Origin of the sequence: Vreelandella sp. 21, from assembly GCF_050995515.1 — a bacterium.
Lineage (GTDB): Bacteria > Pseudomonadota > Gammaproteobacteria > Pseudomonadales > Halomonadaceae > Vreelandella > Vreelandella alkaliphila.
In genome coordinates this window covers 1,451,067-1,473,764 of record NZ_CP194673.1, presented here as the reverse complement: position 1 = coordinate 1,473,764, position 22,698 = coordinate 1,451,067, and the positions used below count along the sequence as shown (strand labels likewise).

Annotated in this window: 17 protein-coding genes; 7 read left to right on the top strand and 10 right to left on the bottom strand. The window is 53.6% G+C overall.

Translation table 11 applies throughout. The features are described 5' to 3' along the window. Positions 1 to 10: 10 nt before the first annotated feature. Genes kdpB through kdpF form a run of 3 tightly spaced genes read right to left on the bottom strand, consistent with a single transcriptional unit; the run spans position 11 to position 3,839 of the window. Positions 11 to 2,047 (bottom strand): potassium-transporting ATPase subunit KdpB, encoded by a 2,037-nt coding sequence (kdpB, locus tag ACN06F_RS06790; RefSeq protein ID WP_433924889.1) that lies wholly within the window; start codon positions 2,045 to 2,047, stop codon positions 11 to 13. A gap of 10 nt (positions 2,048 to 2,057) precedes the next feature. After that, positions 2,058 to 3,749 (bottom strand): potassium-transporting ATPase subunit KdpA, encoded by a 1,692-nt coding sequence (gene kdpA / locus ACN06F_RS06785; RefSeq protein WP_198349914.1) that lies wholly within the window; start codon positions 3,747 to 3,749, stop codon positions 2,058 to 2,060. A gap of 9 nt (positions 3,750 to 3,758) precedes the next feature. Further along, on the bottom strand, positions 3,759 to 3,839 hold the full coding sequence (gene kdpF / locus ACN06F_RS06780) for a K(+)-transporting ATPase subunit F (RefSeq protein ID WP_084183678.1): 81 nt from the start codon (positions 3,837 to 3,839) through the stop codon (positions 3,759 to 3,761). A 207-nt stretch (positions 3,840 to 4,046) separates the two neighbouring features. Between kdpF and trkA the strand changes: the two genes are divergently transcribed. Further along, a complete protein-coding gene (trkA, locus tag ACN06F_RS06775) occupies positions 4,047 to 5,420 on the top strand; it encodes a Trk system potassium transporter TrkA (RefSeq protein WP_083003014.1) in 1,374 nt (457 codons plus the stop codon). 62 nt (positions 5,421 to 5,482) lie between these two features. Here trkA and ACN06F_RS06770 read toward each other — a convergent pair whose 3' ends face one another. The 7 genes from ACN06F_RS06770 to ACN06F_RS06740 form a co-directional block, all read right to left on the bottom strand. Beyond that, positions 5,483 to 6,205, bottom strand: a complete 723-nt coding sequence (locus ACN06F_RS06770) for an anti-sigma factor (RefSeq protein WP_038483282.1) — start codon at positions 6,203 to 6,205, stop codon at positions 5,483 to 5,485. Further along, on the bottom strand, positions 6,202 to 6,783 hold the full coding sequence (locus tag ACN06F_RS06765; RefSeq protein WP_095604287.1) for a sigma-70 family RNA polymerase sigma factor: 582 nt from the start codon (positions 6,781 to 6,783) through the stop codon (positions 6,202 to 6,204). The genes ACN06F_RS06770 and ACN06F_RS06765 overlap by 4 nt, the downstream gene beginning before the upstream one ends. A 126-nt stretch (positions 6,784 to 6,909) precedes the next feature. Continuing rightward, the gene (locus ACN06F_RS06760) at positions 6,910 to 7,434 is read right to left on the bottom strand and encodes a DUF3455 domain-containing protein (RefSeq protein ID WP_433924888.1); all 525 of its coding nucleotides are present in this window, start codon (positions 7,432 to 7,434) and stop codon (positions 6,910 to 6,912) included. Between the two features lie 159 nt (positions 7,435 to 7,593). Further along, a complete protein-coding gene (ugpC, locus tag ACN06F_RS06755) occupies positions 7,594 to 8,709 on the bottom strand; it encodes a sn-glycerol-3-phosphate ABC transporter ATP-binding protein UgpC (protein ID WP_038483276.1) in 1,116 nt (371 codons plus the stop codon). Then, positions 8,697 to 10,391 carry an alpha-amylase family glycosyl hydrolase gene (locus ACN06F_RS06750; protein ID WP_433924887.1) on the bottom strand — a complete coding sequence of 565 codons (1,695 nt, stop codon included), beginning with the start codon at positions 10,389 to 10,391 and terminating at the stop codon, positions 8,697 to 8,699. Before ACN06F_RS06750 ends, ugpC begins: the two co-directional genes overlap by 13 nt. Positions 10,392 to 10,530: 139 nt before the next feature. Then, positions 10,531 to 13,236, bottom strand: a complete 2,706-nt coding sequence (gene malT / locus ACN06F_RS06745) for an HTH-type transcriptional regulator MalT (protein WP_433924886.1) — start codon at positions 13,234 to 13,236, stop codon at positions 10,531 to 10,533. Between the two features lie 131 nt (positions 13,237 to 13,367). Next, the gene (locus ACN06F_RS06740; protein WP_095604291.1) at positions 13,368 to 14,891 is read right to left on the bottom strand and encodes a carbohydrate porin; all 1,524 of its coding nucleotides are present in this window, start codon (positions 14,889 to 14,891) and stop codon (positions 13,368 to 13,370) included. A 616-nt stretch (positions 14,892 to 15,507) separates the two neighbouring features. Here ACN06F_RS06740 and ACN06F_RS06735 point away from each other — a divergent pair. The 6 genes from ACN06F_RS06735 to ACN06F_RS06710 all read left to right on the top strand — a co-directional run bounded on the left by ACN06F_RS06735 (position 15,508) and on the right by ACN06F_RS06710 (position 22,695). Then, the gene (locus tag ACN06F_RS06735; protein WP_433924885.1) at positions 15,508 to 16,779 is read left to right on the top strand and encodes an ABC transporter substrate-binding protein; all 1,272 of its coding nucleotides are present in this window, start codon (positions 15,508 to 15,510) and stop codon (positions 16,777 to 16,779) included. A gap of 14 nt (positions 16,780 to 16,793) precedes the next feature. Then, positions 16,794 to 17,780: a carbohydrate ABC transporter permease gene (locus tag ACN06F_RS06730; protein WP_038483262.1), complete on the top strand. Its 987-nt coding sequence runs from the start codon at positions 16,794 to 16,796 to the stop codon at positions 17,778 to 17,780. Beyond that, entirely contained in the window at positions 17,780 to 18,622 is an 843-nt protein-coding gene (locus ACN06F_RS06725; RefSeq protein ID WP_009723678.1) for a carbohydrate ABC transporter permease, read from the top strand. The genes ACN06F_RS06730 and ACN06F_RS06725 overlap by 1 nt, the downstream gene beginning before the upstream one ends. A 37-nt stretch (positions 18,623 to 18,659) precedes the next feature. Beyond that, positions 18,660 to 20,276, top strand: coding sequence for an alpha-glucosidase (locus ACN06F_RS06720; RefSeq protein WP_253487510.1), 1,617 nt, complete (start codon positions 18,660 to 18,662; stop codon positions 20,274 to 20,276). Positions 20,277 to 20,368: 92 nt separating this feature from the next. Next, positions 20,369 to 21,475, top strand: coding sequence for an ABC transporter ATP-binding protein (locus ACN06F_RS06715; protein ID WP_038483253.1), 1,107 nt, complete (start codon positions 20,369 to 20,371; stop codon positions 21,473 to 21,475). 188 nt (positions 21,476 to 21,663) lie between these two features. Further along, a complete protein-coding gene (locus ACN06F_RS06710; RefSeq protein WP_095604294.1) occupies positions 21,664 to 22,695 on the top strand; it encodes a LacI family DNA-binding transcriptional regulator in 1,032 nt (343 codons plus the stop codon). The last annotated feature ends 3 nt before the right edge of the window (positions 22,696 to 22,698 follow it).

The following is a 22,698-nucleotide window of genomic DNA, read 5'->3' as shown; positions in this document are numbered from 1 at the left end:
CACGTTTCTCCTAGATAAATAACGCAATCAGCATGTCGAGAAGCTTGATGGCGGGGAATGGCAGTAGCAGCCCACCCAGGCCATAAATCAGCAGATTTCGACGCAACAACTCCGTCGCCGATGCCGCCTTCACAGACACACCGCGCAAGGCAAAGGGAATCAATGCCGGAATGATTAACGCGTTGAATAGCACCGCTGCTAGCACCGCCGTGGTCGGCGAGTGCAAATTCATAACGTCGAGCACGCCAAGCGCAGGGAAGCTGGCGGCAAACAGCGCTGGCAAAATAACAAAGTATTTAGCCACATCATTAGCCAGCGAGAACGTCGTCAGCGCGCCACGGGTAACCAGCAACTGCTTGCCAATTTCCACCGCACTAATCAGCTTACCGGGGTCAGAGTCCAGATCCACCATATTGGCCGCTTCACGGGCTGCCTGGGTGCCTGAGTTCATTGCCAACCCTAGATCAGCTTGAGCAAGAGCGGGAGCATCGTTAGTACCGTCACCCACCATGGCAACCAAGCGACCACTGGCCTGCTCTTCGCGAATCAACGCTAGCTTGCGCTCTGGCGTGGCTTCGGCAATGTAGTCGTCCACGCCTGCCGTCGCGGCAATAGCCGACGCCGTAATCGGGTTGTCACCCGTAATCATTACGGTTTTGATACCCATGGCACGCAGTTCAGCAAACTTCTCCGCGATACCGCTTTTAATCACATCAGACAGCGCCACCACGCCCAAAATCTGACTACCTTCAGCCACCGCAATGGGGGTTGCGCCATCCCGTGAAATACGCGCAATGACCTGCTCGTAATCGCTGGGTATGTCACCGCCCTGGGCTTTTACCCATTCCGCAATCGCGTTCGGTGCTCCCTTACGCAGCTTTTTACCGCTGGTCAGATCAACGCCTGACAGGCGTGTTTCAGCACTGAACGCTTCAAAGGTTGCACCATCGGCTTCTTGTCTAAGCTGGACATCGACGCCCTGCTCAGTGGCTAGCTCCACAATTGAACGCCCTTCTGGCGTAGGGTCTTCCAGGGACGTTAAAAACGCCACGTCACGGACTCGCTGACGCGGAATTTGTTGGCAAGCAGCAAACTCCGTCGCACGGCGGTCGCCAAGCGTTATCGTGCCGGTTTTATCCAGCAGCAAGGTGTCGATGCTGCCAGCAATCTCGACGGCTTTACCTGATTTAGCCACCAGGTTAGCCCGCATAGCGCGCTCCATACCCGCAATACCGATAGCAGGCAAGAGGCCACCAATAGTGGTTGGAATTAAACAGACCAGCAATGCCACGAGCATTACCGTGGAGGTTTCAACGCCCACGAAAGCCGCCATGGGTACCAAGGTGACGACCACGATCAAAAACACCAGCGTTAGCATGGCCAAGAGTACCGATAGCGCCAGCTCGGAAGGTGTCTTCTGACGGTTGGCGCCTTCAACCAAGGCAATCATGCGATCTAACAACGATTCGCCAGGGTTAGCGCTAACTTCAATAATCAGATGATCTGACAGCACTTTGGTCCCGGCACTGACACCGCTGTTATCAGTGCCCGCTTCACGCAGTACGGGCGCAGATTCACCGGTGACAGCCGACTCATTGATCGAGGCAGCCCCTTCAACGATATCGCCATCGGCGGGAATCAGCTCCCCCGCGACAACTTTCACACGATCGCCTTTGCGGAGAGAGTCGGCCGTAACATTACTCGTCGTACCATCAGCGTTCAGCTTAACTGCCTTCAGCTCTCCCTTGGTTTTACGCAGCGCCCCAGCATGGGCTTTACCACGTGACTCTGCCAGCGACTCGGCACCCGTGGCGAACAGAACGGTGGCCAGCAACAACAACGCGATAGCCAACGCAAAACCGCCATTTTCTCCCTGGGCGAAAGCAATGGGCGTCAGCCCAAAGCACACTACGGTACCAATGGCGACCACGGCCATCACGGGGTTTCGCGCAAGTTGTTGAGGCGCAAGTCCTTTCACAGCCCCAGCGACGACCTGGCCAATGGGTAGCGGACGACGCGGCTGTTTAGCAAGCTCAGTATGTGACATCTCGTTTCTCCTAGAAGCCTTGCGTCACGGCTTCAGCAATCGGGCCAAGCACTAACGCCGGTAAGAAGCCCAGCAGGTTAACAATCACAATGACACCGGCGGTCAATCCCATAAATGCCGGGCTATCCATCGGCAAGGTGCCGCGTCCCGCGGGTGCAGTGCGCTTCGCTGCCAGCCATCCGGCCACCGCTAATGGCACCAGCATGGGAAGGAATCGACCGACCATCAGGGTGATAACACAGGCAAGGTTCCACCACGGCGTATCATCGCCAAGCCCTTCAAAACCAGAGCCGTTATTGGCAAATGCAGAGGCAAATTCGTAAAGCACTTGGGTTAGGCCGTGGAAACCAGGATTTGAGGTTCCAGCAGCGTTAGGCATCGCTACGGTAAGCGCGGAGAGGCCAAGAATGACTAACGGCTGTACCAGGATCGCTAGAGAGATCCAGCGCATTTCACGGGTTTCTAACGGTTTGCCAAACAGCTCAGGCGCTCGACCGACCATCAATGAACCAACAAAAGCCGCCAACATCAGATAGAGAAAGAAACCGATAAGCCCAACACCGATGCCGCCAAAGGTGACGTTCACAAACATATCCATCAACACCATCATGCCGCCCATGGGGTTGAAGCTGTCATGCATGGCATTAACGGAGCCGTTCGATGTTTGTGTCGTCCAACTGCCCCACAAAGCGGAAAGATCGGTACCAAAACGCAGTTCTTTGCCTTCCAGATTAGCGCCGGGCTGGGAAAGCTCGACAAGCGCAGCATTCGGCATACGTTCCGAAGAAACCACAACCGAGGTGGAAATCAGCGAAAACGTCAGCATCACAGCACCAATACCCATCATTAATCGGCGTCGGCCACTAATAAGTGCGATGGCAATCAGTAATGCGAAGGGAATGATCGTCAGCGAAGCGGTTTCAATCACGTTGGCCAACGGCGTTGGATTTTCAAGCGGAACGCTAGAGTTTGGTCCATACCAGCCACCACCATTGGTGCCTAGCTGTTTGATCGCAACCATTGACGCAACCGGCCCTAAGGGAATCGACTGCACCTCTTCCACTTGCGAATCCAGCATCTCCACCTGATGCGCCGCTTGGTAGCTAGAAGGTACTCCTTGCGAGGTCAGTAACAACGCCACCACTGCTGCCAGCGGCAACATAACGCGCACTAACGTGCGGGTCATATCATGATAGTAATTGCCAACCCCTTTTACCGTTCCCGCAGGCCGAGCCACTAGCAAAGTACGCGCTATGGCGACTAGCACAGCGAGCCCCGTAGCGGGGGTTAAAAACTGCAGCGTTACAATGGCAAAGGTTTGGCTTAGGTGGGAAAGCTGCGCCTGGCCCGAGTAGTGTTGCTGGTTAGTGTTGGTGGCAAACGATACCGCCGTATGCAGCGCTGTATCCCACTTCATACCAGGTATGCCGTCAGGATTCAGGGGCAATAAGCCCTGACACATAAACACCAGCCATGCCAGCAGTATCAAGCCTACATGCAGTTTCAGAATAGCTAGCGCATATACTTGCCACGTCATTACGCTTTGACTATTAACGCCTGCTAATCGATAGATAGGCGTTTCTATCACTCTGAATAGCGTGTCGATTCGACTGGGCTGAGTACTTAGCGCGCGGGCAATGTATATCCCTAGTGGCACACCAAGTAATGCCACGATGGCATAAATGGCGATCATGTCGTTCATAGCAATCTCCTAAAAACGCTCGGGGCAAAATAGCGCGTAAAATAAGTACGCCGCTGTGCCGGTCGCGATTATCAACAGTGCAATATTCATCGATGTGCCTCCTTTGATTGGCACCTTGAGCTTAGAGATTACCTGCGTAAAAAATCGATGGCGTTTAAGGCGTTAGCCGTCAAAAAGGTGTAAAAAAATGAGCTTTTGGCTCATTAATAGTGCTCCCTGCCACTGCTGCACTCGACAGCTTCCCTATAGATAGGTGACTATCTTCAGTGACATGTCGCCAGAGTGATCTAACCACCGATGAAGATTATTATTTTGGGTGCCGGCCAAGTCGGTGCCACCCTGGCGGAGCACCTTGCCCGCGAAGAGAATGACATCACCGTTGTCGATACCGACGGCGCGAAACTGCGCGAACTGCACACCAAACTGGATATTCGCACCGTGACGGGTGCAGCTTCGTATCCCATTGTGCTGCGTCAGGCGGGCTGCGAAGACGCCGATATGTTGATTGCGGTAACCAACACCGATGAAGTCAATATGATCGCCTGCCAAGTCGCCCATACGCTGTTTCGCACGCCTACCAAAATTGCCCGCGTACGCTCAACCGCCTACCTCACCCGTAAGGGATTGTTTGCCCACGAAGCGATTCCTATTGATGTACTGATCAGCCCTGAACAAGTGGTCACGGATCATGTTCGCCGCCTGATTGAGCACCCCGGTGCGTTGCAGGTGTTGGAGTTTGCCGGTGGTTTAGTGCAGCTGGTGGCGGTCAAGGCGTTCTACGGTGGCCCGTTGGTGGGACAGGATTTAGCCTTTTTAGCCAAGCACATGCCCAATGTGGAAACACGCGTGGCGGCCATTTACCGCCGCAATCGGCCGATTATTCCCCGTGGTGATACGGTGATTGAAGCCGACGACGAGGTGTTTTTCCTGGCCGCACGGCGCGATATTCGCGCGGTAATGAGCGAACTACGCCGCGTTGAACGGGATTTCCGACGGGTGGTGATTGCCGGTGGCGGCAATATCGGTGAACGCTTGGCCGAACACTTGGAGCACAGCCATCAGGTCAAAATTATCGAGCACAGTTTAGAGCGCTGTACTGCGCTTTCCGAGCGGCTTGACCGAACGGTGGTGCTACACGGCAGCGCCACCAGTAAGCGGCTGCTGGAAGAAGAGAACATCGAAGACTGCGATATCTTTTGCGCCCTGACAAATGACGACGAGGTCAATATTATGTCGTCGCTGCTGGCCAAACGCTTGGGCGCCAAGAAGGTACTGACGCTGATTAACAACGCAGCCTACGTGGACTTAGTTCAGGGGGGCGAAATCGATATCGCCATTTCCCCCCAGCAAGCGACCATCGGTAGCCTGCTTACCCACGTCCGCCGCGGCGATATTGTCAACGTGCACTCACTGCGCCGTGGCGCTGCGGAAGCCATCGAGGCGATCGCCCACGGTGACAAGCAGTCGTCCAAAGTGGTGGGCCGGACCATTGCTGAGATCAATCTGCCTGAAGGCACCACCATTGGTGCAATTGTGCGAGGCAAAGAGGTCATCATTGGCCATGGGGATGTGATGGTAGAGAGCGGCGACCACGTCATTCTATTCGTGATTGATAAGCGACGCATTCGTGACGTGGAGCGGCTATTCCAAGTGGGATTAACGTTCTTTTAAGCCACCCGGAACTCGCCTCACGTTAATCAGAGGCTCCTTAGCATCGTTAACAACACTATGCGTTAAATCTCCACCGCGCGGCCAATAAACTCTATCGGGCCAGTTGGTAAACCGGTGGGCGAACCGGTGTCATCTTCTAGAGTGAGCTCAAAGAGCTGATTATCCTCAAGCGGCGGTAGCTGGTCTAAACGCAGGCGCAACGGTTGCCCTGGTTCTACTAGGCCAAGTGAAACCGGCGCTTGCCAATCATCTGCTTTGGTCCAGAACTCCAGTGCTTTTCCTTCGGGCACTTCAAAAGTGCCCAACGGGATCAGTTGAATTTCCTGGCGGTTGGCGGCCTGTACGACCCACCCGGCTGATTGAGTTTGCGGCGCTAACAGCACCACCATATATTCCGGCGTTGTTGGTGCAGTAGAGACATTGGTCAATATCACGCCCATGGTCACCGCGGCAGCCAAACCAAGGCCGGTAGCGGCGCGCCAAAATGGTAGGCTGTGCACCAAGCGGCGTGGCGTTGGTGCCGCCCTAGGAACACGTGCTGATCTTTTCGATGCGGCGTGCATGCTGCGCTCTATACGCGGCCATAAATAATCTGATGGGGTAACAGGATCAACGATCGCGGTGTAGGGGAAAAACTGCTCTTCCCAGTCAGCCACGATGGTCTGTAATTCTGGATCATTGGCTAAGCGTGCCTCAAAGGCTTCTCGCTCAGCAATGGGTAACGAACCTAGCACGTACTCCCCTGCAAGCGCATAAAGGTCATCGTTTTCGTTTGAACGTGTCATGACATACACTCCCGCAGGCGAAGCAAACTTCGCTTAATCCAGGCTTTAACAGTGCCTAGCGGCGCGCCGGTGTGTGCAGAAATTTCAGCATGACTTAACCCATCCACGTAGGCATGTAGCACACAGTTGCGGCGCTCGGTTTCCAATTGCTGCAGGCACTCATCCATCTGTTGGCCAGTCTGCCAGTCAAAAGCTTCCGCAGTTGTCGATAATGACTGTTGGTAGGTGTCATCATCGGCTAGCTCGCCTGGGTCGTTGATATCCACCCTGATTTCTCGGTCGCGCTGGCGAATAGCGTTTAGTGCTAAGTGGCGGGCAATACTGAATATCCAGGTGCGGGCAGAGCCCCGTTCGGGGTCGAAACTATCGGCACGCTGCCAGATGTTCAGGCAAGCATCGTGGACAATGTCCTCAGCCATACCGCGGTCTTTCACAATGCGCATGACAACGCCAAGCAGTCTGGCACCCTCTTGACGATAAAGCTGATGTAGCGCCGCTTGCTCACCACGCGCGCAGCGGGCAAGCGCATCAGCATAATCGAAGTCGTTAGCTATCGTAGACACGCCTATCTCAGACACAGGCTAGCTCCCTGGTGATGCGCCGAGCCTGTCGCCGCATTTTCCCAGCAAGCATAGCCGCTAGACACCCGCGAAGCGAGTGTCTAGCGGCACTGCAACGTGCGTTCTTCAAATTCGTTCTTGGAATCAGTTAGCAGTCCAGAAAATATAATCTGCTTGATAGGTGACGACTGCGGTGGCACCGTCGTGGCCATCATCGCAAGCCACATCTGGTGCGACACCACCCTGAGTATTCAGGCGTTGAATATAGCTAACGCCAGTCATTGCGCCCTCACCTGCCGCAGGATTCGCTTCAACGAGCTGCAACGGGATATTGCCATCACCATTCGCGGCAGTTGCCAGCTGAGTGCCGGTAACTTTGGAGCCATCCAACGCTTCCCAAGTAGCAGGCGGGCCGTAGTAGCTGCCAACTTGAGCACCATCACTGTCGTTCAGCGCCGCGTGGGGACCTTTGAATACCCAGCCCATAGTACCGTCACCTTTAGCTTCGCACATGTAGGTAATCGCACCCACACCCACTGTTTCTAGAGCGATGGTATTGCCATCGGGCACTTGAACGTCGGCAGGCGTCATATCGGCCAGCGCAACGTGACTGAAGGATGCAATCAAGGTAGCGGCGAGTGCTGCACGCGTAAGAGGTTGGATAGTCATTTCAGTCTCCTTGGGTTTTGTATCAACCACTGCAAAGTGTGGCTGTATAGGGGATACACACGAGAAGACGTTTTGGATGCACTCTTTTTAGAAAATAATTAATAAAAAAGCGCCTAAAAAATTTGAGGCGCTTTTTATGTATATAAATCAGCTGATTAATTATTGGCTAACGCCATCTACTGCAACCTGCCGGGGGCAGGCATTGCCACTGTGATCAAACAGGTGGCAATGCTGGCCTGCAAGCCCCAAACGCACTGTTTGGCCCTCTTCTAAGTGGGTCAAACCGTCTAAACGCTGGGTAAGCGGAACGCTAATACCTGCTACCTGCCAGTGCGCCAGCGTTTCGTAACCCAGCTTTTCCGCCACCATTAAGGTCGCATCCAGCGTGGCTTCTGCCTGCTCTGCGGCGACAAAATCTTCTGCCCGCAGCCCAAGCGTTGCGCTATCCCCTGACTGAAGGTGCTTGCCATTGACCGCCACTGTCAGCGTATCACCGCTATGCAGACGCACGACTGTTTGACGCTCGCCTGGATCTACCACCGTGACGGGAAAGGTATTAATCCGCGGCGAGCCGATGAACTCGGCCACTTCAAGGGTTTTAGGGAAGTGATAGAGCGAAAGCGGCGCGCCGACCTGGGCGATACGGCCACGGGAAAGCAGCACAATACGGTCAGCCAGCGTCATCGCTTCCACTTGATCGTGGGTCACGTAGATCATGGTGGCGTTCAGGCGCTTATGCAGCGCCGCAATTTGCACCCGCATATCCACCCGCAGCGCGGCATCCAGATTAGAAAGCGGCTCATCGAACAAAAAAACCGCGGGCTCTTTTACCAAGGTACGGCCAATCGCTACCCGCTGACGCTGGCCACCTGAAAGATCTTTAGGTTTGCGTTCCAGCAGTTCAGTCAAGTGCAACATGTCAGCGGCATGCTGAACGCGACGGCGAATCTCGGCTTTATCAGTGCGCGCCAGCTTTAAGCCAAAGGCCATGTTTTCCGCCACACTCATGTGCGGGTAAAGCGCATAGGATTGGAAGACCATGCCGATATCCCGCTCCTGGGGCGGAATCTCATTGATCCGCTGACCATCAAGCTGCATATCACCTTCGGTGATATCTTCCAGGCCTGCGATCATACGCAGCAAGGTGGATTTTCCGCAGCCAGAGGGTCCAACGAAGACCACAAACTCGCCATCTTCGATCGTAAGATCGATATCCCGGGAGATTTCCACACCGTCAAAGGATTTACCAATACCGCTAAGCGTTAAACGTCCCATGGTGCATCCTCCTCGGACTGTGGGCAGCAGGCAATCGCCACGCCGTAAGGTGGTAGCCGTAGTTGCCCCTCCTGCCACTCGCCGTTTAGCCAAGCAGGCGAACCCTTCAGTGATTCAGCGCTTTTAGGCGCCACGCGAGTGACGGTTTGGTCGCTAAAATTCAGTGCAATCAGCAGACGTGAGTGTTGATAGGTACGCTCTAAACAGAGCACCTCATCATGCACGGCGTGATAGCGCACCTGGCCTTTTACTAACGCTGGCAAGGTGCGGCGAAACGCTAAAAACTCACGGTAGGCATTGAGCAACGAACCGGCATCGTTATCTTGTTGATCAACGGCGAGACTGGCGTGCGAATCGGGCACTGGCAGCCAGGGCGTGACATCGCTAAAGCCAGCGTGTCGCGCATCGGCTTGCCAAGGGTGTGGCGTTCGGCAACCATCGCGACCTTTATAGGCAGGCCAAAAGGTGATGCCCGCCGGGTCAACCAACTGCTCAAACGTCAGTTCGGCTTCTGGCAAGCCAAGTTCTTCACCTTGGTAAAGGCACACACTGCCCCGCTGGGTAAGCAAAAACACCATATAAAGCCGTAGCTTATCCAGTTGTCCTTCAGCCTGCCAGCGGGTGGCAAGGCGGGTGACATCGTGATTTCCTAGTGCCCAACAGGGCCAGCCGTCGCCAATCCGCGCCTCCATTTCGGTGAGCGTTTTATGCAAATAACCAGGGTCGGCTTTGTCAGTCAGCAGGTTAAAGGAGTAGCACATGTGCAGGCGATTGCCGCCTTGGGAGTATTCCGCCATCACGCCCAGGGCGTCGTCGTCACCAACTTCTCCTACGCTCGTCGAGCCGGGATACTCATCGAGCAGGCCGCGCAGGCGTTCTAAAAACACCACATTTTCCGGCTGGGTTTTATCGTGCTGATGCAGCTGGTAGCCATAGGGATTGTCCGGACGAACACCTAAAAAGCTTTCGGTTACTTCTACGCGCGGAGGATTATCCTTGAGCTCGCCGTGGGTGCAGAAGTTCACTGCATCAAGACGGAATCCGTCGACGCCCCGCTCCAGCCAAAAGCGCGCTTCTTCCAGAATGGCATCCACCACGGCGGGAGTACGGAAATTGAGATCCGGCTGACTGGCCAGGAAGTTATGCAGATAGTACTGGCAACGGCGCGTATCCCACTGCCAGGCGCTACCACCAAACACCGACTGCCAGTTGGTCGGTGGCGCACCATCAGGTTTGGGGTCGGCCCAGACATACCAGTCTGCTTTCGGGTTATCACGACTTTTGCGGCTCTCTTCAAACCAGGCGTGTTGGTCAGAGGTGTGCGACATTACCTGATCAATCGTCACCTTTAGCCCTCTGGCATGGGCGCCCTCTACTAGGCGATCAAAATCTTCCAAGGTGCCAAACATCGGGTCAACACCACGGTAATCGCTAATATCGTAGCCGAAGTCTTTCATGGGCGAGGTGAAAAACGGCGACAGCCAGATGGCATCGACGTTTAGCGAGGCAATGTAATCAAGCTTATCAATCAGCCCTTTTAAGTCACCAATCCCATCGCTCTGGCCGCCCTTTCCGTCGCTATCCATAAAGCTGCGCGGATAAATTTGGTAAATCACTGCGCCGCGCCACCAGTCAGCGCCTTGGCTGCCAACGTAGCGGGAAGTAGAAGATGCCTGCATCATTATATTGTCCTTATCATTACCTGTTGATTGGCATGATGCAGCGTTGATCGAAAGATAAAATCCTCCCCTAGAGGTAGCAGTGGGCGTAGGTGTTAGGAGTAGCCGCTACCGCCGCCCTTAAGCACTGTTTACTCTCCTCTTATTCTCCTTGAATATGCGCCAGTAATTGCCCCGCCAGCGCAATGGCTTCATCCCGCCGCCGAATATTCTGTTTTTGATAAAGGCTGCGGATATGCGTTTTGATGGTGGTCGGCGCCACCGATAGCTGTTCAGCGATCTGCTCATTAGAGAGCCCAGCATGAATCAGCCCCAAGATTTGCCACTCTCGGCGAGTGAGTGGCGACGTACGGATAAGTTCAGGCACATCGGGCCGTGCCACAATGTTGGCAATGACTGTCTCGTCCAGCATCAAGCGGCGAGCACTGCCAAAATCTTTTTGGCGGCCAGCTAAGGTCAACAACCGCTCCGCACGAGCCTGTTCAAGGGGGTCTAAGCTGTTACTTGCTAATAGCGTCGACAGCAGCTCCCCCAGTGGTTTGCCTATCCGTAAAAAGCTGCCTACCAATGCGGTGCGGGAAGCTAAACTGAGTGCCTGCTGTATATGGTTGCTTGCCTGGGTGGTTTGCCCCTGATGCCAAGCCACCGCCGCTAAGCACAGCTGGTTGCGATTCGCGTCAGTCACTAATCCTAGCCGCCGGGTGTGGTCTTCAAGGGCATCCAGCAGTTCTCGGGCCTCTTCGTAGCGCCCCAATAGTGTTAATGCACGGGCATGGTTACGTACGTTGCACTGGGAAAAGTGATTAGTGGCATGCTCGGTAAGTGGTTCTGGCGCTTCTTGGCGCCAACGCTCGACCGCATCCATATCGTGTGTCGATTGCCACCACGCCAACAGCGTTGCATGGGCATTGGCTACCCAATCAATGTGGTAATCCCCTTCTGAGAGAATTTTACGCAGCCTACGAATGTGGTCGGCACACTGCGCTTGGTCTCCCCGGCTCTGGGCGACTTTAGCGAGCTGAATATGGCACTGCAGCGTCCAGCGCTCGCCTTGATTGTCTAACACCGCAATACCTTTCAACGCAGCCTGCTCGGCTTCGTCTAACCGATGCCACTCCCAAAGCACCTGGCTGCGAATGCGGTACAAAAACTCCGCGACCGGTAAATGTTCAAGTTCGGCGCGCTCTAGATGAGCAAAGGCGCGCTCTTGAATATCATAGGCGGCCTGCAAGCGTCCCTGAGCCACCAGGGTTTCAGACTGATGACAGTATGACCACAGCAGCAGTTGATGATCGTTGCGCTGACGAGCTTGGCGCTCTACTTCTCTAACGCGCTGAAGCGACTCTTCCAGATAGCCCAGAACAAAGCGTGCTTCACTAAGAATAGCGGTGGCGGTTAGTGGTGTTGACGCCAGATAGCGAGCAGGCGACGCGAGCGCTTGCTCAGCCAGTGGCGCTGCGCGCTCAGCATCACCCTGGTTAATTGCCAATTGGGCACGCAATGTGGCAAATTCAGCACTCAATGCCTGCCATTCGGGCTCATCCAGCTGCGCCTCTATCCATCCGATCACTCGTGCCGTGATATCAAACTGAAATTGCCCATGGGATACCCAACCATAGAGCAGCGTATGCTCCGGACGTTTTGAAAGTCGCGGTTCGCCCAACAGTGCAAAGCCTTGCGCTAATAACGCATAAGCTCCACTGGCTAGTAATGCAGGGCCCTGCGCGGTCAATAAGCTGGCAACATCCTCTGGCTCCTCGGCTAAGATTGCCTGGCGTAGCGCCATGACCGGATCATTTAGCGCTAACCACGCCTGGCTTGCACGCTGGTGTAACCTTCGCTGAGTGGCTAAATCAAGCTCGTGTCGGCGGTGACGAAGATACTCGCCAAACAGTCGCTGAAAGCGGAACCACTGGCTATGCGGGTCGGGGCGTTCAATGAATAGCCCCGCTTGCTCAAACGCTTCCAAGCGCTGAGTTAACCGCTCTCCTTCCAAAAGGCGCGCCATTAGCTCGGGCGAAAAACGCTCTAACACCCCCAACTGAAGCATTAACTCGCGCTCTTCAGAGGGAAGCGCGGCAGCGAGCAGCTCATCAAACCAAGCGACAAAATCAGGGTGCGCACCGCTTAAGCGCTCTACCAGCGCATCAAATCCCGCGCGCGTGGTGGTTCGCTCAACCAGCCAGTTAAGCGCTACAATCCAGCCACCGCTTCTACGCAAGGCACGTTCAAGGCTTACTCGGGTGGGCGGAAAACTTAGCTGTTCGGCACACAAGGTGTGTGCTTCTTCGCTGTCAAAGGCCAAGCCATGAAGGTCGATCTCTTCAAGCTCCCCTCTCAATCGCAAACTCGCCAAACCAAGCACGGGTCGCGAGCGGCTCGCCAGTGTCAAGGTCAACCAAGGCGGCTGATGACGCAGCCAGTGAGCGACGCCCGCCAAAATATCGGGATGGGTCACGTATTCAAATTCATCGACGACGAAACGACACGGGGAACGTTGCTCGGGTAACTCTCCCAACCAGCGCTCTAGCTGCTCGATGCAGTCAGCATTGTCAGCCATGGATGAAAGCACACAGGTGCCATTGAGCAGTTTATTCAGCGCTGCCCGCCAGTAGGTTAGAAAGCGTGCTGGCTGGTTATCACGCTGATCCAACCGAAGCCAAGTGGACTCCTGCTCCAGCGCGGGTAACCGTTCGGCCAGCAGTGTCGTTTTGCCATAACCCGAGGGCGCTGCCAGCACCAGCAGGCGGGTGCGCTCGTTTAAGGCGAAATGATCATTTAGACGTGGCCGGGCCACCACACTAAGCGGCAGCGGCGGAGCCTTTAGCTTTTCTTGGAGTAACGACATCAGCGCCTCCCGATATCAGTGCTTTTACATAACAAAAAGCCCGCGACACGTCGCGGGCAATCAGCATTGGAGAAACAGTTTTCACTAGCGAGCAGCGGCTTACGCTTAGAACCTCTGCTTAGAACCTCTGCTCAGAACCATACCTCGGTTTGTACGCCAAAGGTAAATTCACCGCCAGTAAATCCATCGCTACCTAGAGAACTTGCACCGTAGCTATTAAGGCTATCGTCCCAGTCGCTGTAAGTCGTGAATAGACGGATCTCAGGACGCTTCCAGAAACCACCTACTTCCGGCTTGAAAGTCGGTGCGATAGTGAACTTCATATAGTCACCATCAACCGCGTTACGGTCACTGTAACCCTGTGGATCTAAATCCATCCACTGATAGCTAGCTTCGTACTGCATTTCAAAATTCTGATTGATTTCATTGGCCAGACGTACGTTTAGCGTAGCCCAATCATAACTGTCACCATTGGCGAAACGATCTTCACTGGTTTCAGCCAGTATAGACGGTGCAATACGCCACTTCGGTGCAATATAGGTCGTTCCGTATAACGCCAGCCGCGTTGCGGTAGCATCATCCGTCAGGTCGCCGTTGCTACCCAACCCTTTAACTTCGGCCCCTAAGCCTTGGCCGTGCAGTACAGCGGCCTTAAAGTTACCTTCGCCCATGCCGAAGAAGCTGTCGCCGTGGTAAGCCACCATGGTATGCCAGCCGGTATCAGCCGCGGTTTGGCCCACGCCAATATCACGCTCATCGTTATCAGCAGCAGACATGCCGTTGACCATGACCTGCCAGTTACCGAAGTAATTATTAGAGGTCAGCACGAGGTTATCCGTATCGCTATCTTCCCCATCTAAGCCAGGGTTTTCACGGTTGACGACCGGATAGTCGCTGAAGCTGCGGCCATAGACTGAAAGGTTACTCTTCCAGTTATCGGCTAGCTGCATGTCGTATATACCGCCACCGGTACCGGCGAGGAAGACAACATCGCTATCTAGCCAATGGATATCAAAGTTATCACGGTCAAAACGCTTACCGGCCCAAATGGAAGCGTTTTCAAACGCGCCGGTAAAGCTTGGTAAGTCACTAAATTCGGCATACACCTGGCGCACGTTTAGGTTGGTATCGTCACCTACCCAATCGTTACTGGAATTAGTACCGGCAGCCAACATCGTGGTGTAACGAGCTTTTGCACCGTTATCAAACTGCATGCGGTAGTTCAGAATGGCTTCAGAGTATGTATCCGGCTCGTTGCCCAAACGACCAACGGCACCGCCATTTCCACCCGCGGGTGTCAGATAAGGACCACCTGGTGCGCTTTTGCCATCTTCACCAATTAGCAGGCCGGAACGCGCATAGACATTAAAGGAGAATCCCTCTTCACCGCTGGATTGGCGCTCTACACGGGCAAGGCGTTCTTCAATATCAGCATTGGTAGCGGGCGCACTTGACGATGGTGCAGCATGTCCCTGCTCAGCTAACTCCGCGCGACGCTCTGCAGCCTCCGCCCGCTGTTCGGCAGCCGCAATTCTTGCTTCTAACTGAGCAAATCGCTCTTCCAATGTTGTGTCGGCGCTAGCAGTGCCACACAGCCCAAAACTGGCAGCGGCGATGGCAATGGCGAGAGGTGTTTTGAATGTCATTTTGTGCATTGTTTTAAACCCTAATTTATTAAGCCCTTGTTTTTAAAATCCATATCCTTAAAACCCATACTCTTAAAAGCGGTATTCCTAAGAGCTGCATTCCTAAGAGCTATGCTTTAAAAAAAGTGTTTTAAAAATCGCTTTAAAAACTTGGCTTTAAATCTTTTATTTTTGAGATTTTGTTGAAAATGTAAGTTTCTGATGCTTTTGCTTTAAGCCTTCCTTGCCTTCGATCCAAAGCCATCAGTCTGTCGTTTTACCGCACGGATAGCCCCGCTTATCAACACGCCCAACGACTCTCCCACTGAGTGGCGCTAAACGCTGTTCTGCGAACCGAATTCAGCAGATTATGTTGCAAAGCAACTACGTTTTATCCCGCTAGATAACGGTAGAAAGAACTTAATCGATTAAGAGGTAGTAAACCAACAAGAAATCACTAATTATCGACCAATGTCTAAACCGTTCATTAGGTTAGAAAAAAGTAATGCAACGGCATTAGACAAAAGTCGCTATTGAACTTGTCACGAGGAGACGGCTAACTGGCACCTTACTTAATCGTTTAAGTAGGCGCTAAAAGCGCTTTTAACACTCATTACCCATAACAACAAATGCCGAGGAACGCCCTATGAAAAAGACACTACTCACTTCTGCCATTGCTTTGGCTAGTCTCGCTAGCGCCACAGGTTCTGCCCAGGCGGCTGAGTTAACCATTTCTTGTGGAGCTGTTGGTGCGGAGCTTACCCTTTGCCAAGAAGGTGTGAGCGCCTGGGAAGAGAAGACCGGCCACAGTGTCGATGTGGTTTCAACGCCAAACTCATCTACTGAACGTTTGTCACTTTACCAACAAATTTTATCCGCCAACTCTAGCGACATCGATGTCATGCAGATCGATGTTGTCTGGCCCGGCCTACTCGCTAATCACCTGCTTGATTTAAGCGAAGTGCTTGGTGAAGACGCCGCGGCAGGCCACTTCGACACCATTGTCACCAACAACACTATCGATGGCCGCCTAGTTGCGATGCCCTGGTTTACCGACGCAGGTGTTCTGTATTACCGCGAAGACTTGCTGGAGAAACATGGCCATGACGTACCTACTACGTGGCAAGAACTGACCGACATCGCGCGTGATATCAAAGATGCCGAGCGCGCAGAAGGCAATGATCGGATGCAGGGTTTTGTCTTCCAGGGGCGTGCTTATGAAGGACTTACCGTCAATGCACTGGAGTGGGTATCAAGCTTCGGTGGCGGCACCGTGGTAGATCAGAATGGCGAAGTCACCATCAATAACGAAAAAGCTGCTGAAGCGCTGGATTTAGCAGCCTCATGGATTGGCGATATCTCTCCGGAAGGCGTGCTGAATTATACCGAAGAAGAAGCCCGTGGTGTTTTCCAGGGCGGCAATGCCGTATTTATGCGCAACTGGCCATACGCCTGGTCACTGGCTCAAAGCGAAGATAGCGATGTACGTGGCAGTGTCGGCGTCACCCAATTGCCCGCAGGTGGAGAAGACGGTCGAAGTGCAGCTGGCTTAGGCGGTTGGAACTTAGCAGTATCCCGCTATAGCGAACATCCCGAACTCGCCGCTGATCTGGTCGCTTTCTTAGCCGGTGAAGAAGAGCAAAAGCGTCGTGCCGTCCAAGCGTCCTACAACCCCACCATCGATGCGCTTTACCAAGATGAAGAGGTACTGGAAGCCGTGCCTTTCTTTGGCACTCTTTACGACACCTTCACCAACGCTGTTGCCCGTCCGTCAGCACCTACCGGGGATGCCTATGGCCGTGTTAGCAATGCCTTTTTCAGCACCTCACATGATGTGCTTTCGGGTACTAAAACTGGCGCTGACGCCGTCGCTGACCTCGAAGGCGATCTACTCCGCCTGAAGCGTCGCAACTGGTAACCGCGGAGATACCTATGTCGACCTCTTCTAACAACAGCGCGCCCCTGGAGGCGCGCTCAGCCGCAGCGCCAGCGCGTCGGCATCGCGGCACTAAAGTACGCCGTCAGCGGGTCAAAGCGGCTTGGCTGTTCTTGGCTCCCATGCTGATCGCATTAACGTTGGTGGCCGGCTGGCCGTTAATGCGAACATTTTTTCTAAGCTTTACCGATGCCTCACTGTCGGACCTGGGTGCGGCTAATCTAATCGGGTTTGAAAACTATCTGGTTTACGACAATGGTCGCTGGTTCGGGGTGCTTGCTGACCCAGTCTGGTGGCAATCTGTTTGGAACACCGTTTACTTTTCGGTGGTATCTGTCTCTTTAGAAGTCATTTTCGGTGTCATTGTGGCGCTGATTCTAAATGCGGAGTTTAAGGGCCGGACGATTGTTCGCGCAGCGGTGCTGATTCCGTGGGCAATCCCCACCATCGTTTCCGCGCAAATGTGGGCATGGATGCTCAACGATCAGTTCGGCATCATCAACCACCTGCTGATGACGGTTGGGATTATCGACAATCCTATCGCCTGGACGGCTAGCGCTACTTACTCAATGTGGGCAGTCATCATGGTCGATGTCTGGAAAACAATTCCGTTTGTCGCCCTGTTGGTGTTAGCCGCCCTACAGATGTTGCCAAAAGATTGCTACGAAGCAGCAGAAGTAGATGGCATTCATCCCGTGCGTGTGTTCTTCAAAGTGACCCTACCGCTAATTACGCCTGCCTTGATGGTGGCGGTGATTTTCCGCCTTCTAGATGCCCTGCGGGTGTTCGACGTGATCTACGTACTGACTTCTAACTCGACCAGCACGATGTCGATGTCAGTCTATGCGCGTCAGCAGTTGGTTGAGTTCCAGGATGTTGGTTACGGCAGTGCTGCCTCTACCCTGTTGTTCTTGATTATTGCCCTGGCCACCGTTGCTTACCTCTATTTAGGCCGTAACAAAATACAACTAGGAGGTGACTGATGAACCAACGTCAGTTAGCCAAAATTGCCAAGCGCGTCGGCTTTTGGGCCTTAATTGCGCTGATTATGGTATACGCCGTTTTCCCATTTTATTACGCGGTCATTACCTCACTTAAACCTTCTAGTGACTTATTCCAGGTTGAACTTTGGCCCTCAAATTGGAACCTGGACAATTATGCGCAGATTTTTAGCCAGTCGAGCTTTATCCGCGCGATTTTTAACTCGGTAGTCGTAGCATTTAGCGTTGTTTTCATCGCGCTGCTACTGGGTATTACCGCCTCCTACGCGCTGGGCCGAGTTCGCTTCCGTGGTCGCTCGACCGTCATGCTGGTCATTCTTGGGGTTTCCATGTTTCCTCAGGTCGCGGTGCTCTCAGGCTTGTTTGAGGTGATTCGCGCACTAAATCTCTACAACAATCCCGCTGGTCTCATTCTGAGCTACACCATTTTCACGCTGCCCTTCACCGTCTGGGTACTTACCACCTTCATGAAAGAACTGCCCATGGAGTTGGAAGAAGCCGCCATCATGGATGGCGCTACGCCCTGGATTACGATTACTAAAGTTTTCCTACCGCTAATGTGGCCCGCCATGGCCACCACTGGCCTGCTTGCCTTTATTGCTGCGTGGAATGAGTTCCTGTTCGCCTTAACCTTCACACTCACTGATGCCCAGCGCACCGTGCCTGTTGCCATTGCACTGTTGTCAGGTGGTAGCGCCTACGAGCTTCCCTGGGGGCCAATTATGGCCGCGTCGGTCGTCGTCACCGTGCCACTGGTTATCCTAGTCATCATTTTCCAACGTCGCATTGTTTCAGGCTTAACTGCAGGTGCAGTTAAAGGCTAAGCGTGGGTGTTATTTACGTTTTATTAAGGATTTATTCATGCAAGACAATCTGACCTGGTGGCGCGGCGGCGTTATCTATCAAATTTACCCGCGCAGCTTCCTAGACAGCCGTGGCGACGGCATTGGTGACTTGAAAGGTATTACCGAAAAGCTCGACTACGTGGCCTCTTTGAACGTTGATGGTGTCTGGCTTTCGCCCTTTTTCACCTCCCCCATGCTCGATTTCGGTTATGACGTCAGCGATTACCGCGACGTTGATCCGATGTTCGGCACCCTGGATGATTTCAAGGCGCTGCTCGACAAGGCCCATTCGCTAGGCCTGAAAGTAATGATTGACCAAGTCATCAGCCATACCTCTGAACAGCACGCTTGGTTTAAAGAGAGCCGCCAGAATCGTACAAACCCCAAAGCCGATTGGTTTGTATGGGCAGACCCTAAGCCCGATGGCACACCCCCTAATAACTGGCTATCTATTTTTGGCGGCCCTGCCTGGACCTTTGATTCACGCCGCCAGCAGTATTATCTACACAACTTTTTGACCAGCCAGCCGGATGTCAACTTCCACAATCCGGAAGCCCGTCAGGCGCAGCTGGATAACATGCGCTTTTGGCTGGATCTTGGCGTTGATGGTTTCCGCCTTGATACCGTCAACTTCTACTTTCACGACGCTGAGCTGCGTGACAACCCACCGGTGCCCAAAGGCGAATCCAAGACCCTGGGCGCTCCAGAGGCTAACCCCTACACGTGGCAACGTCATGTCTACGATATTAGCCGCCCTGAAAACGTAGATTTCTTAAAAGACTTACGCGCCTTGATGGACGAGTATCCCGGCACTACGACCGTGGGCGAAATCGGCGATGACAACCCACTTGAGCGCATGGCTGAGTACACCGCAGGCGGTGACAAACTGCATATGGCTTACACCTTTGACTTGCTCAATAAGCCACGCTCCGCTAGCTATATTCGTCATGTTATTGAGCGCTTTCAGCGCTTAGCGGGCGACGCTTGGCCCTGCTGGGCAACATCCAACCATGATGTTGAACGCAGCGCATCACGCTGGGGCGCTGAAGAAGATCCCATTGCTTATCCTAAAGTGATGCTCGCCATGCTGTTTTCCCTACGCGGCAGCGTCTGCCTTTATCAAGGGGAAGAGTTAGGGCTTCCGGAAGCTGACGTGCCCTTCGAGCGCATTCAAGACCCTTACGGCAAAGTGCTCTGGCCAGAGTTTAAAGGCCGAGACGGGTGCCGCACGCCGATGCCCTGGACCGATGGCACCCAGGCAGGTTTCTCGGCCATTGAGCCATGGCTCCCCGTAGAAAAACGCCACCTGCCATTGGCGGTTAGCCAACAGCAAACGAACCCAGACTCAACGCTTAACGGTGTGCGCCGGATGCTGGCTTTCCGCCAAGCGCACTCCGCGCTGTTTGACGGTGATTTACAGCTGATTGAGGTTGGCGAGGAGTTACTGGGCTTTATTCGTCAAAATGGCCAAGACAAAGTGCTGTGTGTCTTTAACCTGACGGGGAATGAGCTGCAAACAGCACTCCCCTTAGACATTATTGGTGACCTGGAAGGACACGGCTTCACTACGGCACGTCAAGATAATGTGCTGACGCTGCCCGCCTATCAAGCCGCCTTCATGCACGTTGCTTAGTCAAATCAATGGCAATAATCAATAACAACATTCAATAACGATAGTCGGCCCGATACGAGGAATGCAGCATTGAGGCCGACAAGGAGCTAACCATGGCAAGTGTTACGCTTGAAAAGATCAACAAAGTATTTGGTCGCGATCACATTATTAAAGACGTTGACCTGACCATTGGCGATGGTGAATTTGTCGTCTTTGTTGGCCCATCCGGCTGTGGCAAATCTACGCTGCTGCGCCTTATCGCGGGTCTTGAGTCAATCACCGACGGTGACTTAAACATTGGTGACACGCTGGTCAATGACCTTCCCCCACGAGAACGTGGTGTGGGCATGGTGTTTCAGTCGTATGCTCTTTACCCGCATATGACCGTTTATGACAACATGGCTTTTGGTTTGAAGCTTGCCAAAACAGACAAAGAGACGGTCCATGAACGGGTAATGAGTACCGCTAAAATTTTGCAGCTTGAAGACCTGTTACACCGCAAGCCGAAAGCACTGTCGGGCGGTCAGCGCCAGCGTGTTGCAATGGGCCGTGCGATGGCTCGGGAACCTCGCATTCTGCTTTTTGATGAGCCACTTTCTAACCTGGATGCGTCGCTGCGAGTACAAATGCGCAACGAGATCGCCAGGCTGCACAATCGCCTGGGCTCTACGATGATTTATGTGACCCACGACCAAGTCGAAGCCATGACCCTGGCAGATAAAATCGTGGTGCTAAAAGGCGGCCATATCGAGCAAGTTGGCAGCCCACATGAACTTTATCAACGCCCAGCCACCAAGTTTGTCGCCGGTTTTATCGGTTCACCGACGATGAATTTTATGCCTGCGGAGCTTGCCAGCGGTTCAAAAGATGGTTGCCGGGTGACGGCAAAAGGCTTGGGAGAGGTCGCACTTCCCCAAGCCGCTGATAGCTATCGCACGGGCAGCTCACTTACCTTAGGCATACGCCCCGAGCACCTACGCTTAGAGGCACCCAAGGGCGATAACTGCTTTGAAATTTTCAATGTCGAGTATCTAGGTAATGAGGTCTATGTCTACCTAGAACCCAAAGAGGGCGATACACTGCTTATCCACCGCAGCGAAGCCCCAAGCAAGTGGGAAGAAGGCCAAAAAGTATCCCTGGTGCCTGACATTGAGCATGTGCATCTATTTGATGAAAGTGGTGCGGCGTTGATGCTTTCTGAGACACGCTCTGCGGCTTAACGAACGCTATCAACTACGCTGTTGCTGAGCGAACAACGGCCTTTGATGCTACTACCTCTATAGCAACGGTAGTGGAAACAACGTCAAGGCCGTATTTTTGTGCGCCAGATTCAATTCATTAGCCTGCGATGTAAAATAACGCCCAAATAATTAAACAGGATAGGAAACCCGTGACTGCCCATCGTCGAATGACTCTCAAGGATCTTGCCACAGAACTCGGCGTTTCCACTGCGACAATATCAAACGCCTTCAACCGCCCTGACCAGCTTTCGCCACTTCTGCGCGATCGTATTTTAAGTGAGGCAAAACGCCTTGGGTATAACGGCCCAGATGCCAAGGCCCGCAGTCTGCGTACTGGGCGCTCCAGCATTGTTGCGGTTATTCTTGCCGAAAGCCTGACCTACAGCCTCAATGATGCTGTCGCCAGTGAATTTTTATCCGGTGTCGCTGAAGTACTCGATGCACATGGGCATACCATGCTGCTACTGCCTGGCCGGGGTCATGCCTCCCAGCCACCAGGGTCTGCAAACATTGCCGATGGCTTTATCGTTTACGGCCTGATGCCTAATAACAAGCTGCTAAGCGAGCTGCCTGCGCAGCGCCCACTGGTGTCCGTGGATTTCGACATTGATGGCAGTCCGACTGTGCATATCGATGACCAAGACGCGAGCTACCACCTTGCCCTGCACGCATTAAAAACGCGGCCACAGCGGCCTGCGGTGATTAACCTTCGTCTGACAAAAGAGCATTGCAACGGCCGAATCACCAAAGCGCACACCCTACTGCCGGGCAGCAGCACCATCAGTCGTGCACGCCTGGCCGGATTTCATGCAGCACTCACCGAACATGGCTTTGATGCTGAACAGATCCCACTATGGAATATCGAAGAGAACGTGTTTGATGTGTGCTCACCGGTGATCAAAGAAATCCTCGACCTGCCTGCCAATCAGCGCCCGGATCTGCTGCTATGCATGTCAGACCGCATTGCGCTTACCGCGCTGACGCTGGCCGAACAGCGTGGCATTCACGTACCGGGGGAGCTAAGAATTACCGGCTTTGATGGCATTGCTGAAGGGCAATATAGAGCACCGCGTTTAACGACCGTGCGCCAGGACAGCGCGGGCAAAGGCCGCGTGGCAGCAAAAATGATTCTAGGTCGGATACCAAAAACCCAGCAGCTACTCAAAACAGAGTTGCTGCTGGGCGACACTTGCCCATAAGGG